The sequence below is a fragment of the Rubripirellula obstinata genome (genome assembly GCF_001642955.1).
GTDB lineage: Bacteria > Planctomycetota > Planctomycetia > Pirellulales > Pirellulaceae > Rubripirellula > Rubripirellula obstinata.
Map to the genome: position 1 here is coordinate 1 of NZ_LWSK01000070.1, position 13,157 is coordinate 13,157.

General features: G+C 53.9%; 13 protein-coding genes. 6 read left to right on the forward strand and 7 right to left on the reverse strand.

Going from position 1 to position 13,157, the window contains the following annotated elements; all coding sequences use genetic code 11:
• The 3 genes from RC85_RS28500 to rlmN form a co-directional block, all read right to left on the reverse strand.
• On the reverse strand, window positions 1-181 hold a 181-nt coding region (locus RC85_RS28500), incomplete at its 3' end, for a hypothetical protein (RefSeq protein WP_238383141.1).
• 84 nt (window positions 182-265) lie between these two features.
• On the reverse strand, window positions 266-685 hold the full coding sequence (locus RC85_RS16510) for an OsmC family protein (protein ID WP_068264815.1): 420 nt from the start codon (window positions 683-685) through the stop codon (window positions 266-268).
• Window positions 686-716: 31 nt separating this feature from the next.
• Entirely contained in the window at window positions 717-1,820 is a 1,104-nt protein-coding gene (gene rlmN, locus RC85_RS16515) for a dual-specificity RNA methyltransferase RlmN (protein WP_068264817.1), read from the reverse strand.
• A 52-nt stretch (window positions 1,821-1,872) separates the two neighbouring features.
• Here rlmN and RC85_RS16520 point away from each other — a divergent pair, with 52 nt between their 5' ends.
• From RC85_RS16520 to RC85_RS16540, 5 genes are all read left to right on the forward strand, one after another.
• Window positions 1,873-3,054: a M20/M25/M40 family metallo-hydrolase gene (locus tag RC85_RS16520; RefSeq protein WP_200836866.1), complete on the forward strand. Its 1,182-nt coding sequence runs from the start codon at window positions 1,873-1,875 to the stop codon at window positions 3,052-3,054.
• On the forward strand, window positions 3,051-3,305 hold the full coding sequence (locus RC85_RS16525) for a (2Fe-2S)-binding protein (protein ID WP_068264818.1): 255 nt from the start codon (window positions 3,051-3,053) through the stop codon (window positions 3,303-3,305). Before RC85_RS16520 ends, RC85_RS16525 begins: the two co-directional genes overlap by 4 nt.
• 206 nt (window positions 3,306-3,511) lie before the next feature.
• Window positions 3,512-3,997 (forward strand): hypothetical protein, encoded by a 486-nt coding sequence (locus RC85_RS16530; RefSeq protein WP_068264820.1) that lies wholly within the window; start codon window positions 3,512-3,514, stop codon window positions 3,995-3,997.
• Window positions 3,998-4,006: 9 nt separating this feature from the next.
• Window positions 4,007-4,558: a hypothetical protein gene (locus RC85_RS16535; protein ID WP_149753003.1), complete on the forward strand. Its 552-nt coding sequence runs from the start codon at window positions 4,007-4,009 to the stop codon at window positions 4,556-4,558.
• A gap of 156 nt (window positions 4,559-4,714) precedes the next feature.
• On the forward strand, window positions 4,715-6,295 hold the full coding sequence (locus RC85_RS16540) for a GAF domain-containing sensor histidine kinase (RefSeq protein ID WP_068264823.1): 1,581 nt from the start codon (window positions 4,715-4,717) through the stop codon (window positions 6,293-6,295).
• 193 nt (window positions 6,296-6,488) lie between these two features.
• On the opposite strand, the gene RC85_RS16545 is transcribed toward RC85_RS16540, so the two are convergent.
• From RC85_RS16545 to RC85_RS16560, 4 genes are all read right to left on the reverse strand, one after another.
• Window positions 6,489-8,069, reverse strand: coding sequence for a protein adenylyltransferase SelO (locus RC85_RS16545; RefSeq protein WP_068264825.1), 1,581 nt, complete (start codon window positions 8,067-8,069; stop codon window positions 6,489-6,491).
• 487 nt (window positions 8,070-8,556) lie between these two features.
• The gene (locus RC85_RS16550; protein ID WP_068264827.1) at window positions 8,557-10,128 is read right to left on the reverse strand and encodes an ammonia-forming cytochrome c nitrite reductase subunit c552; all 1,572 of its coding nucleotides are present in this window, start codon (window positions 10,126-10,128) and stop codon (window positions 8,557-8,559) included.
• Between the two features lie 68 nt (window positions 10,129-10,196).
• Window positions 10,197-10,748 carry a cytochrome c nitrite reductase small subunit gene (gene nrfH, locus RC85_RS16555; protein ID WP_068264829.1) on the reverse strand — a complete coding sequence of 184 codons (552 nt, stop codon included), beginning with the start codon at window positions 10,746-10,748 and terminating at the stop codon, window positions 10,197-10,199.
• Window positions 10,749-10,943: 195 nt separating this feature from the next.
• A complete protein-coding gene (locus RC85_RS16560) occupies window positions 10,944-12,134 on the reverse strand; it encodes a phosphorylase family protein (protein ID WP_068264831.1) in 1,191 nt (396 codons plus the stop codon).
• A gap of 335 nt (window positions 12,135-12,469) precedes the next feature.
• Here RC85_RS16560 and RC85_RS16565 point away from each other — a divergent pair, with 335 nt between their 5' ends.
• Window positions 12,470-12,979, forward strand: coding sequence for a hypothetical protein (locus RC85_RS16565; RefSeq protein ID WP_068264833.1), 510 nt, complete (start codon window positions 12,470-12,472; stop codon window positions 12,977-12,979).
• Window positions 12,980-13,157: the final 178 nt, after the last annotated feature.

Sequence of the window (13,157 nt, forward strand, 5' to 3'; positions counted from 1 at the left end):
GAGCATTGGTAGCCGCCAGTTGTGATTCCGCCGGGACAAGCCCGCAACGGAAATCGATCGAGTTGCCTCCTACGATTCGAATGGCCGCATTGGACTGAAAGCGGAACAAATTCTTAATTGCAAAATAATATGTCAATACCAAAGATTTAGCGGCCCAGGCGATGCCCACGCGGCTAAACAAAACAATGGGTTTTTACTGGATAAAAACTCTTCACGGCGTTGATGCCTGTCCCCGTGATTCCTGTCCCCGTGATTCCACCGTATTTCAAACGCTGTATCGAAAATTGATGGGTGCATCGATATCGGGATGCAGGCTCTGGTGGACGGGACATTTTCTCGCCGCGGCTTCGATCCGTAACCGCATCGACGGATCGTCGACGACCCCCGCCGGAATAGTCACGGTCGTTTTCAGCGCCCCGATCCGGCGAACTGGATTTGCGATCATTTCCTTGACCACATGAACCTGCATGCCTTCCAGGTTCAACTGATGCCGATCAGCCATCAGCCCCACAATCGTCATCACGCAGGTCCCCAGCGCCGTGCCCACCAAATCGGTCGGCGAAAACGAACCGCCGCTGCCGCCGTTGTCCACCGGCGCATCGGTGTGCAGCGTCATTCCGCTGGGGCCGTGCGTCGCATCGCAACGTAGCTTGCCGGAGTAAACCGCTTTTATCTCAACTGACATTTCAAGAAACCTAAAAACTAAAATCCAAAACCTATTCTGTCTTATTCCGATTACGTCTTAGTTGCCCGCACGCCGCATCGATCTCGCCGCCTTTGCGTTGCCGAAACATCACGTTGACGCCGCCGTCTTCCAACACACGCCGAAAATCGGCGATCGATTGCCGCGTTGGTTCGTGGTACGGCAAACCCTCGACTGGATTGTAAGGAATCACATTCAACAGCACGTTGCGATCCTTCAACAGCGTCACCAGTTCATGCGATTCCAGCGATGAATCGTTCAAGCCGCCCAGCAACACATACTCAAACGTCAACCGTCGGCCGTTGGTTTGAAAATAACGATCCGCAGATTCCAAAACCGCTTGGACGCCGATTTTGTCATTCACGGGAACCAATTTGGTTCGCAGTTCATCATTGGGCGCGTGCAAACTAACCGCCAAGTTGTAAGGCACACCGCTGCTGGCCAACCGATCGATCGCTGGCGGCAATCCGACCGTGCTGATCGTGATTCGCCGCGGGCTGATTCCTAGACCCTCCTCGCTGCGTGCCATCGCCAGCGCGCCGAGCACGCGGTCCAGGTTCGCCAGCGGTTCGCCCATGCCCATCATCACGATATGACTGAGCCGTTCTTCCGAATCTAATCGTGCCTGTAACCGCAGCATCTGTTCCAAAATTTCGCCGCGAGTCAAATTGCGATCAACGCCGTCGAGTCCGCTGGCGCAGAAAACGCATCCCATCGCACAACCGACTTGGCTGGAAACACAGATGCTTCGCCGCGGCCCGTCACGCAACAACACACACTCGACCTCGCCGCCATCCGCCAAACGAACCAACAACTTGTCAGTCCCATCGCTGGACGTTTGCGCGACAACTTCCTTGGCATTCCAAATCTGAAACGACTCAGCCAACTCTTCGCGAAGCGGCTTGGGCAGATTGTTCATGTCCGCAAAGTCGTGAACCCGTTGCTGGTAGACCCAATTGAGAATCTGTTTTGACCGAAACTTGGGATATCCCTTATCCGTCAACCAAGTCGTCAACTCTTCCGCGGACAGGTCCAGCAGATGCTTCCTCGGATCCTTTTTCTGGTCCTTTGCGGCACTCGATTCAATGCGATTAGGTTCAACGACTGGCAGATTCAATGTTATGATTTCGGTTAGACGACAAAAGGATACTTCTGCCCCGGATTCTAACGTGCCCCACTCCAAGATCGAAGTCGATACCGACGCCGCACTCGCCCGATTTCTTGAATTGACAAAAATTCCCGGCATCAGCGGGGAGGAAGCCGACGTGGCAGCGGCCATTGTCGCCCAATTAAAGGCCGCCGGCGTCGCCGATTCGCAGATCCATTTCGACGATGCCCACACCAAAACCGCATTGGCGGGCAATTGCGGCAACCTGATCGTGACGCTGCCAGGCAACGGTTCCGGCCCCCGCACGATGCTGTCCGCTCACATGGACACCGTCCCGATTTGCGTTGGCAGCCAACCCAAGGTCGTCGATGATGAAGTCATCAGCGATTCTGAAACCGGCCTAGGTGCCGACGATCGCGGCGGGTGTGCCGCCATCTTGACCGCGGTGACGCAGCGGATGGCGGTTGGCGATGGCGAGTTTTCCCCGGCCGTGATCTGCTTCCTGATCCAAGAAGAAATCGGACTGCACGGGGCTCGCCACATCGACGTGGCCTCGATCGGCAAAGTGGATCAGGCGTTCAATTTTGACGGCGGCTCGGTCGAAAAATTAACCAACGGCGCGATCGGCGGCGAACGTATGACCATCACGCTCTGCGGCGTGCCGTCTCACGCCGGGGCCGCTCCGCAAAACGGTGCCAGCGCCATCATCATGGCCGCTCGCGCGATCGCCAATTTGGATTCGCGAGGTTGGCTGGGGCTGATCAGTAACGAACACGGCGTCGGCACCGCCAACGTCGGCGTCATCCAGGGCGGCGAAGCAACCAACGTGATCACTCCAAAAGTCAGCATTCGCGCGGAAGCTCGCAGCCACGATTCCGCAATGCGATCAAGAATTGTCGCTGAAATAAAAAACGCCTTTGAAAACGCGGCTGCCAGTGTCAAAACAGAAAGCGGTATCGCAGGGAGAATCGAATTTGCTTCCCAGGTTGATTATGAGTCGTTCAAATTGGACCTGGATCATCCGTCGATTCGCGTCGCCGACGCAGCGGTGCGGAAACTTGGCCGAACGCCGTATATCGAAGTCGCCAACGGAGGCTTAGACGCGAATTGGTTGTTCCTGCACGGCATCGAAGCGGTCACGCTTGGCTGCGGCCAGAAAAACATCCATACCGCCGATGAACGATTGGTGATCGCGGATTACCTGGACGCGTGCCGCATCGCAACGGATTTAATCACGTCATGAACGACGACGATGAAATCTGTCTGTGCTTTCACGTCAGCAAACGAAAGGTCCTGCAATACATTCGGGTGGAACGACCAAAGCTCGCCAGCCAACTGTCACAATGCTACGGCGCGGGAACCGGATGCGGTTGGTGTCGGCCATTTTTGCAGCGCCTTCTTGAACAATCCGCTGACCAGACAACGTCCTTGCCTGATGCAGACACGTATGCCAGCAAACGTCAACGATACCGAAAAGAACAGGAAAATAAGTAGGCCGGAACAAGCAAAGCGAAGTTCCGGCAATCCAGCCACCGATCACGCAATTGCCGAAACTGCGTGGTGCTTATTCCGGGGCTTATTCCGGGGCTTATTCCGGGGCTTATTCCGGGCTTTTTCCGGCCTACTTCAATCCAAAAAATGCTTTAAACTTTCAGTCACCTCTACGAATTCCCCATTTACGTTTCCCCGTCAGGTCAAACATGTCTTACCGCAACCCCACCAGCAGCCTGTTTTGTTTTCTCGCCATCGGCATGTTTTGCATCGTCGGTTGTGGGCCAACCGAATCGTCCACCGAAGCACCAGTTGAAAATGCCGGCCACGACCATGGTCATGATCACGATCACGCCGGCCACAATCATGATTTCGAGAATCTCGGTGAAGCACTCGTCGAACTTGAAGAACTTTCTGATGAAATCGGCGTAGCATTCACTAGCGGTGAACCCGAATCCGCTCACGACGCTTTGCATCACATTTCCGAAGTGTTGGAAGCAACCGAAACCGTCGTCAGCAAATCATCGCTCGGCGAAGAAACCAAAGCAGAAGCCTTGAAAGCCGTCGAAGAATTGTTCGATTCCTACACCGCCTTGGATGAAACGATGCATGGTGATGGTGGAAAAGATTTTGATGAAGTGAAGTCGTCGATCGAATCCGCGATCGCTGTCCTAAAATCCGCCGCGAAGGAATAAGTGACCCTGATGAAAAATAGCAGTTCGTTTTTTCGACCAGCAATGCTGGTTGTGCTGATCGCCGTCACTTCGTTGGCTGGATGCAGTTCCGAACCGAGCCTAACGGCGGAACAGACAAAACTTCGCGATCAATTTTTGTCGTCGCAGCCCATCGAAGGTAAGGTCCAAACACCTACCGACATCAAGGAAACCGCCGACCTGCCGCCCGATCAAATTCCGCCCGATGAACCTGTCGTCATTGCTGGCCGAATCGATGCCGGTGACTTTGAACCTTTTTCCAAAGGCGAGGCAACTTTTGTGATGTCTCAATTGCCCGACGAAGGTCACGGCGAGGATGATCCTGACCACGCCGACAATTGCCCGTTCTGCAAACGTACGCTGCAAAACGCACCAAAGGTTCTGGTCAGATTCCAAGGCTCCGATGGCGAAATTATTCCAACCGGTGCCGACGAGTTATTCGGGCTGGCAAAAGATGATGTGGTCGTCGTCAAAGGCGACGCAACCTTTGATTCAGCCGTCGGAACGATCACGGTCAACGCGACAAAGATTCATCGCCAGTAATCGATTTGGCGAACGTTGAAAAAGCGTCCCACCCGTAGCTGATCCCGCCAGGGTTCAGTCGAGCACGACCCGATCATGGTCTGAACCCTGGCGGGATCAGCTACGATATGAAGCCGACGCTGAACGACTGACTCGTCAATTTACTGGGAGACCTGGATGCCCGAAGCCGCGCTTCACCCGAACGAAGAATCACGGCTTCGGTCGCTGCGAGCCTTGGACATTCTGGACACGGCAGAAGAAACCGTTTTTGACGATGTCGTCAAGATGGCCGCCGAAGCTTGCGGTGTTCCCATCGGCCTGATCAGCCTGATCGACGAAGATCGACAATGGTTTAAGGCGAAGCACGGCTTGAGTGCCACTGAAACACCCAGGTGCGATGCATTTTGTGCCCACGCCATTCTTAACCCAACCATTCCACTGGTTGTAAACGACACGACCAAAGACGATCGCTTCGCAACCAACCCGCTGGTTCAGGGTGATCCAAAAATCCGCTTCTACGCGGGAATCCCGATCTCACTGGACGAAGACTTACCACTGGGAACGCTTTGCGTGATCGGCGACAAGCCGACGGAATTATCAAGCCAGCAGATGTCAATCCTGACGATGTTTGCTCGGCACGTCGAAGGCATGCTAAAAGTGCGACGTGCGTCCCTGGAAATGCGAACGACGCATCGATTGTTGCAACGCAGCCAAGCGGCACTGGATTCTTCGGGCGATGGTGTGGTTTGGGTTTCACCAGAAGGAAAATTCCTGTACGTCAACAAACAGTTTTGCAGAGAACTAGGGTACACAGCGGAGGAGTTGCTCTCCAAGACGGTCGTCGACGTCAATCCCCAGATTGATAGTATCGAGAAGTACAAAACTGAAACGTGGCCGAAAATCCTAGAGAATCAAGTTTCAGTTTTTGAGCATCAGCATCAACGAAAAGATGGCAGCAAATTCCCGGTTGAAATCGCAATCCATTTGATCGAATTTGAAGACGAAGTCTTTAGTTGTGCTTTCGTTCGCAACACTTCCGAGCGAAAAGAAATCGAAGCCAAGTTGGCCGCCTACGCCGACGAATTAGAACGAGCCAATACAGAACTGCAGCAGTTCACGACCATTGCGTCTCATGATTTAAAGCAACCGCTGCGCGGGATCAGTCATTTGGCTCAGTGGGCAATCGAAGACGGTGGCGATCTGATTCCAGAAATCTCCAAGGAGCACCTAGGAAAATTGCAGTCGCGCGTGGTTCGCATGGGACAACTGCTTGACGATTTGCTCGAGTATTCTCGCGTCGGCAACGTGGCCGGTGCCAATGAACTCATTGATATCCGCGAATTAGTCGAACACGTGATTGAATTGGCAGTCGTCCCCGCAGAGTTTCATTTTCACATCGAAGGTGAGCTCCCCACGCTGACAACACAGCGGGCTCCGCTAGCGATTGTGTTTCGCAATTTGATCGGGAACGCCGTGAAATACCGAAGCAAGGATGACGGAACGATCACGATCTCTGCTGACAAAACAACCCATGGCGAACATCGATTCATCGTCGCTGATGACGGTCGCGGAATCGCCCCCGAATTCCACGGTTACGTCTTTGGAATGTTCAGCAAGCTCAACCCGGCGTCGGAAATCGAAAGTAGCGGGATGGGGTTAGCGATGATCAAAAAGTTGCTCGACACTCGCGGCGGAACGATCACGCTGGAATCTAGCGAAGGCAGCGGAGCAAAGTTTGCCTTCACCTGGCCGGTCTAAATCGACTGGGCGCCCAAAGTAGGCCGTAGCGAGCCTTAGCGAGTTACGGCAGCGCCTCAAAATGCCGTAACTCGCTAAGGCTCGCTACGGCCTACGGGGAAATTGATGGACGTATTCGGCCCGGTCAACCCATGCGTTAACGCAGAAGATTGGCAATCGCTTTCTCGGTCGTGCCAAGCCGAAACGATGAACTTTATGAACTGCATGAAAGCATCGAACAACCAACCTTATTTCGTGCCCAGTCTGGTCTCTTGGCAAACCACTTTTCAGAAGCCGGTTGTTCGTCGTAAGGCTGGCGCAAAAGATCATGCAGTTCGCTGACCAGCGAAAAATCACCGGCGGTCGCTTTATCAATCGCCAATTGAGCCATGTAGTTTCGCAAAACGTATTTTGGGTTGACGGCGTTCATCTGCTCGGCACGTTCTTCATCCGATGTACCCGACGATGCAATGCGTTGGATGTATCCGCTGAACCATGATTGCCAACGAGAAAGCGTTTCACCGTTCAATTCGTCCGGCGCATAGAACGCATCCATCACCGCAGTCATGCCAGGCGAATCAGAAGCATCGGTTGACGATTGAACCTTTGCCAAATTCCGGAAAAAGATTGTCATGTCAGTTTCCGTTAACTGCAGAACCTCTTCCAAATCACGAATCAGTTCCGCATCGCCAGTCTGAAAACGACCGAAGCCCAGTTTCTTCGCCATCATCTCATCGTGCTTGATCACGAAGGTGGACAGGAATTCATCGATGATCTGCTGCAGCGGTTCCGCCTCGCCAATCAGCGGAAACAGAGCGTTGGCCAACTGAGCCAGATTCCAAGCAGCGATCCTTGGTTGATAACCATATCGATAGCGGCCGTTCTGGCTGTCGGTCGTGTTGGGTGTCCAGTCGTGATCAAACCCTTCCAACCAACCGTACGGCCCGTAGTCAATCGTCTCGCCAAGAATCGACATGTTGTCCGTGTTCATCACGCCATGCACAAACCCAACGCGTTGCCAGTCAACGATCATCGCGAGCGTGCGTTGGCTTACTTGACGAAAGAATTCAACGTAGTGATCTGATTCTGAATTCGCATCGATCTGAATTTCGGGGAAGTAATGCTTGATCGTGTAGTCCGCCAGTTTCCGCAGGTTGTCCTGATCATCTCGCGAGGCAAAAATTTCAAAGTTGCCAAAACGAATAAACGCGGGGGCGACACGGCAAACCACCGCACCGGGTTCGTACTGCGGATTGCCGTCGTACATCATGTCACGCATCACTTGGTCGCCCGTCGTGATCAGCGACAGTGACCGCGTCGTTGCAACGCCAAGATGAAACATTGCCTCGCTGCACAGATGCTCTCGAACCGAAGAACGCAGCACTGCCAGTCCGTCAGCCGTACGCGAATACGGAGTCTCACCCGCACCCTTCAACTGCAACGTCCATCGGCGACCTTGGTGCTGAACTTCCGCCAAGTTGATCGCTCGCCCGTCGCCCAACTGCCCCGCCCAATTGCCGAACTGATGGCCACCGTAACACATCGCGTAAGGCCGAGCCCCCTGCGGAACTTTCCCGCCGCTGAAAACCTGAACGAAGTCGTCGGACTGAACGTCTTCGGATGACAAGCCAATCAATGCCGCGACCTCGTCCGCCACATGCACGACTTGCGGATTCGAGGGGACACGAGGCGTCACGAACGAGAACGCTGCGTCGTGGACTTGGCGGCGAGCGTTATCGTTCAAAACGTCGGCAGGCAGTTCGGTATTAAAACGGTCGTCGAGGTTCAATTGCATGGCTGGATCAGTGAGAGCTTATTGACCAACGGGACGCGGTCTTGGTTGCAAGGTTCATGCGGCTGGTTTGCCGAAAACCATTGCGGGGCTTTGGTCGATGCACCAAAATGGTTGCAAATTGCAGACTAAACCATACCGCCGTCTGCAGAAGATTGGCAATCGCTCTCTCGGTCCTGCATAGCAAGCGGATACATCCCAAAGTAGGCCGTAGCGAGCCTTAGCGAGTTACGGCGGTGCGCGAATTGCCGTAACTCGCTATGGCTCGCTACGGCCTACGGGGAAATCGATGGACGTGTTCGGGCGGTCGGCTAATTCGTTGACGCAGAAGATTGGCAATCGCTCTCTCGGTCGTGACCACCAAGCGGATACATCCCAAAGTAGGCCGTAGCGAGCCCCAGCGAGTTACGGCGGTGCGCGAATTGCCGTAACTCGCTATGGCTCGCTACGGCCTACGGGGAAATCGATGGACGTGTTCGGGCGAGGTCGACTAATTCGTTGACGCTGCCACCGATGGCTCTGCTGGCTTTGGTTTGTAACCAAGTTTCAGACACTCGATGATTGCCTGGCGACTGTAGTCAACCGACTCTGCCAGAATCCGCGCCGCTTCTTGGCGTGCGTGGAAACCCTTGCTGTTTTCGCTGGCGATGTAATCCAACCGCCACATTGCTTTGCGTTGCAAATCGCGAATCGGTTTCAGCTCGTCCTCCGTCGCTCCGGCTTCTTGCACGGCAATGATCGCATCAAACATTTCCGTCACACCCGCGGCAGCACGATCGATTAACGATCGAGTCCGATTTTGGATTACGTCAACACGATCCTTGATTTCTTGTTCAGGAATGTTGTGACAAGTTTGACAGGCCTTGTTGATGTTCGTCATCGGGCTGCGAACCCAGTGACTACTGACCTTGGTGGCACCGACCTTTTCGTACGGCATGTGGCAATCGCTGCAACTGACGCCGGATCGAGCGTGAATGCCCTGGCTCCAAAGCTCAAACTCGGGGTGCTGAGCCTTGTAGACCTTGGTGCCGGTTTCCTTGTGGACGTAGTCATAAAACTCGCCGCCACCTTCGCCATTTTCATCCTTCGGAAATTCAGTGCTGTCCCATTCGGCTTCCAGGTTTTCCATCTTCAAACCGTTGCTCCATGGGAACGTCAGCGTCATCTTGTTGGCACAGTAGTATTCAACGTGGCATTGCCCGCAGACGAACGAACGAAGTTCTTGACGCGTCGCATGAACGTTCGGGTCATAATCGCCCTTGGCCCCTGCATCACGCCACTTTTGAATGCTAGGCAGGTGAGGAACCGGATCGTCGCTCTTGGCCAACTTGTCGATGCCCAAAATGAAACCTGGACGAGTGACGCGGATCGCCATCGTTTCCGGATCGTGACAATCGATACAGGACACCGGGTGTGCGTCGCCCAGATGTGGGTCGCCAGCTTCGGCCTTGACCACTCCATCGGGCGTTTGCTCAAGCTCGGCATGGACCTCCTCGTAATTCTGTTGGCTGACCGCTTTGAAACCAGCCATCACAGCTTCTTGGTTGTAAGATTCACCCAGCGATTCTTCCGTCGCTTCCTGTCCAAGCGCCTCCATCCCAATTCGTCGATAGGTCGGGATGATTGAGGCGTGACAATGCAAACATGCACCGGCCTGTTGCACATCGGTGACTCGTTTGGTGACTTCCTGGTCAGAAAGCATGTGAGCGTGCCCGCGGGCTTCGCGGTAATCGATGCTGAACGCATAACCGGCAAACAATCGCTTCAACCAAGGATGTTCCTTTAACTTGCTCGGGGGCAACGCATGGTTTCCACCGTAATCGGTGTACTCATCGTCCACCGTCTTCAGGTAATCCTCGTACTGTTGAGGGAAATTCAGACCCCAAGGCTCCGGGTCCGTACTGACTTCATTGACTTCGACCACGCGAACGAAAGGCGCACGAGCTTCTTGTTTTCGCTCGAAAATATTCATCAGCAAGGCGACCACACCGATCGTGACCAGTGCAACGAAACCGGTCAGCAGTGCCAGCAGACCAAAACCGCGATTGTTGTTGGAAGTCATGTTGAGAAGTTTGAATAGAGAAGGGTGAAGAGTGAAATAATGGCTTCAGCTAAAGAGCGTCAGCAACGTCAACGTCCGGCATGGCCCACGTCAGAATGACAATGCACGCAAGCCTGCATGTCTTCGCCAGCAGTGGCCGGCAACAGTGAATGGACAAAGCCCTTATGACACGAAACACAAGTGCTTTGCGTCACGCGTTTGTTGCGTGGCTTGATTTGAATGGGGTCTTTGTAGTTGCCCAACGTGAACGCTAACGAATGAAAGAATCCGTTGTCCGCTTTGGTGACCCACTTACCAATCGGATCGTGCGGCAAATGGCAATCGTTGCAAACCGCCACATGATGGTGACTGCTCTGTTGCCATGAATCCATGTGATCTTGCATCGCATGGCAATTGACACAGGTCTCTGGGTTATTGCTCAGGTAGCTGGCACCTTTGCCATAGCCAAACGTAAAAATTCCCAGGCCAGACAACAAACCAAGGCTCACCGCAAAGATGACCGCGCCTTTGGTAACGCGTCCGCGGTTCGCCGATTTTGCAGATGCCTGATTAGTTGGCTGAGAAGTAGGTTCGGTGCCGGAAACGCCGTCAGTCGCTGACTTGCTTGAATCTTCCGGCATTGAAACGTCCTAACAGCGCGACATCGGCGAAACATATAAATGTTGCAGTGCATTCGTTGCACCTTGACGGCACGTTACCAGACCTATCAACGCGACAAAAGTTACCGATTCACGAATCGAACACGGTTGACAAAAATGACACACACCGGGTGTGACCATATCGCACGAAACAGTGATTTCGGTAACTAAAATCCCCTAATCGCCCAACGATGGGTCTGGGCCTTCCATCAACGATTCTTCCGGAGCGCGAATGTCACTGTTGGGCAGGCCGCCGGGGTAGTCGGCTTTGACCTTGGCAATGGCGGTGGTAGCGACCGCGATGTGCTGCTTCTTGGTGTCGTTGTAGAAAGCCTTCGCTTCGCTGGGAAGTTTTGGCTGGCCGTGCAACGGTTTATCAGAAACACAAAGCAGCGTCGCTGTTGGGATGCGGTATCGAAATCCGTTCGCGGCCACCGTCGCCGATTCCATATCAACAGCGATGCTGCGACTGGCCCGCAAATCTTGCAGCGTCCGTTGCAACGACAATTCCCAATTCCGATCAGCCGTCGTGTAAACCGCACCGATGCGATACGGAAACTGAGCCTGGTCGAGCGCCGATGCGAGTGCTCGGTTCAGCAAAAAGCTAGGCGTGATCGGGACCGACGGCGGCAACGCAGCATCCAACAAGTGATCGCCGCGCATGTAACCCGACGCCAAAACAAAATCGCCAATCTCTTGATGGTTTCGCACTCCAGCGCAGTGCCCGACCATCAACATCGCATCGGGACGTAGCACCGCCAAATGATCCGTCAAGTTCTTTGCGTTCGACGGTCCCACGCCAATGTTAACGATACTGATACCACGATTTTGATCGTCCAGATGGTGCAGCGCCGGCATCTGAACGTCATCACGATTCGGACGAACGCAATCAGGAAACTGTTCCGCGAACGCTTCCATGTGCATTTGATAATTCGTCAGCAAAACGTATCGCTGAAAATCCTCTGCGGCCGTTCCGGTGTAATGCTCCAAACGTGCGATCGATAACTCGGATCGCTCGGGGCCGAACAGGAACACTTTCTTTCGAGTCAAATCGAAGTTGGCTTCATCGATCAAATCCAGCAGCGCCGGGCTGCTAAGATCGATGCGGGCTCTTGATTGCGAAACCGAAATCTGTGCTCCCCGCCGAGCCAGTTTGAAAAGCTCGCGTCGCAGGTACCAACGATACGCGCGAGGCCGTGCGATCTTACCCGTTAATTCCGGGTTATGTTTGGACCAATGGCGATACACTGACAGCTTTGAATAAAAGCCTTGGGCATACGTCTTTTCCATTTGGTCGCACGTCGCTTCGATCTGGTCTCGAAGTGCGTCGTCCGGCAACGCCGGATCAATTTTGATGGTTGAATTCATAACTCAATTGTTGACCAGTAGCTCGGTTTGTTCCAGCGGTACGTCTTCTCTCGGCAACATTAAGGCTGCGATGATTCCCTTGCATCTCGACTACAAACGAATAGCCTTGCAGTATCAATTGCGATATCCTGAAGCAAAGTTAAACCGCGTGGGCGATGCCCCGCGCCATGAAGAGTTTTCAAACTGTTTAACCGCGTGGGCATCGCCCCGCGCGTCGTGCGGCCCGGCAACGCGCGGGGCGATGCCCACGCGGCTAAACGAAGAGCACCGATGTTTTTCGGAATCGAAGTTCTTTCCAGCAAATCAAAGCCCCCCACCGTTTTAGGCACTGTCTCATGAAACCCACGCTCCCCATCGCCGTTCTGTTTTTGTCCGCCGCGTCGTTCGGCTGTATTCCCGCCAGTTCAACCGGCGACAAGTCCGCCTCAACGACGTCCGGCGTAACCGCCGAAGAAGCGACGCCACGCAAAACGATCGGCAAGACGACGCAAAAGGTCTTGGATTTAAAGAAAGCACTCGCCAATGGAGCGGTTCTTGCCAGCACTTCGGTGGAAGCAAACAATCCGCTGATGGCCAGTGCCGACGCCTACCGCACTACTGTTGGCAAACTCGGCGGGTTTGATGTTACGAAGAAGATTCAACTGCGAAACGCCAGCAGCATCAAACGTCCGCAACCTTTGACCTACGACGTGTTCATGGCCGAAATTATCGAGCCCGGTGGCATGAACGGAATCCGCTTGCCCATGCTGCCCTACTATCAAGAATACGCGTGGGACGAAGCCAATCAAGATCTAGTGGTCGTTGACTTTCCCGCGAGAAAAGAAGAACGAGCGAAACAACGTTAGCAGGTAAGCGGGGCAAGTCAGTTTTTCAAATTGAGTTGTGAGCCGTGATCGCGTAAGCGGCCGGGCCTACGTAAACGCCCGAGGCGTTACCGCCAGCGGCTCACAAGAAATTCCCCAGCTTCAAAAAGTGAGTTGCCCTAAGCAGGTAAGCTGGAAACCTTGACATGGGATTCGTTAG

What these genes read in the sequence shown, in the direction of transcription:
- RC85_RS16510 (WP_068264815.1), bottom strand. Translation starts at nt 685, where the DNA reads ATGTCAGTTGAGATAAAAGCGGTTTACTCCGGCAAGCTACGTTGCGAT.
- RC85_RS16525 (WP_068264818.1), top strand. Translation starts at nt 3,051, where the DNA reads ATGAACGACGACGATGAAATCTGTCTGTGCTTTCACGTCAGCAAACGA.
- RC85_RS16530 (WP_068264820.1), top strand. Translation starts at nt 3,512, where the DNA reads ATGTCTTACCGCAACCCCACCAGCAGCCTGTTTTGTTTTCTCGCCATC.
- RC85_RS16535 (WP_149753003.1), top strand. Translation starts at nt 4,007, where the DNA reads ATGAAAAATAGCAGTTCGTTTTTTCGACCAGCAATGCTGGTTGTGCTG.
- RC85_RS16540 (WP_068264823.1), top strand. Translation starts at nt 4,715, where the DNA reads ATGCCCGAAGCCGCGCTTCACCCGAACGAAGAATCACGGCTTCGGTCG.
- RC85_RS16545 (WP_068264825.1), bottom strand. Translation starts at nt 8,069, where the DNA reads ATGCAATTGAACCTCGACGACCGTTTTAATACCGAACTGCCTGCCGAC.
- RC85_RS16550 (WP_068264827.1), bottom strand. Translation starts at nt 10,128, where the DNA reads ATGACTTCCAACAACAATCGCGGTTTTGGTCTGCTGGCACTGCTGACC.
- nrfH (WP_068264829.1), bottom strand. Translation starts at nt 10,748, where the DNA reads ATGCCGGAAGATTCAAGCAAGTCAGCGACTGACGGCGTTTCCGGCACC.
- RC85_RS16560 (WP_068264831.1), bottom strand. Translation starts at nt 12,134, where the DNA reads ATGAATTCAACCATCAAAATTGATCCGGCGTTGCCGGACGACGCACTT.
- RC85_RS16565 (WP_068264833.1), top strand. Translation starts at nt 12,470, where the DNA reads ATGAAACCCACGCTCCCCATCGCCGTTCTGTTTTTGTCCGCCGCGTCG.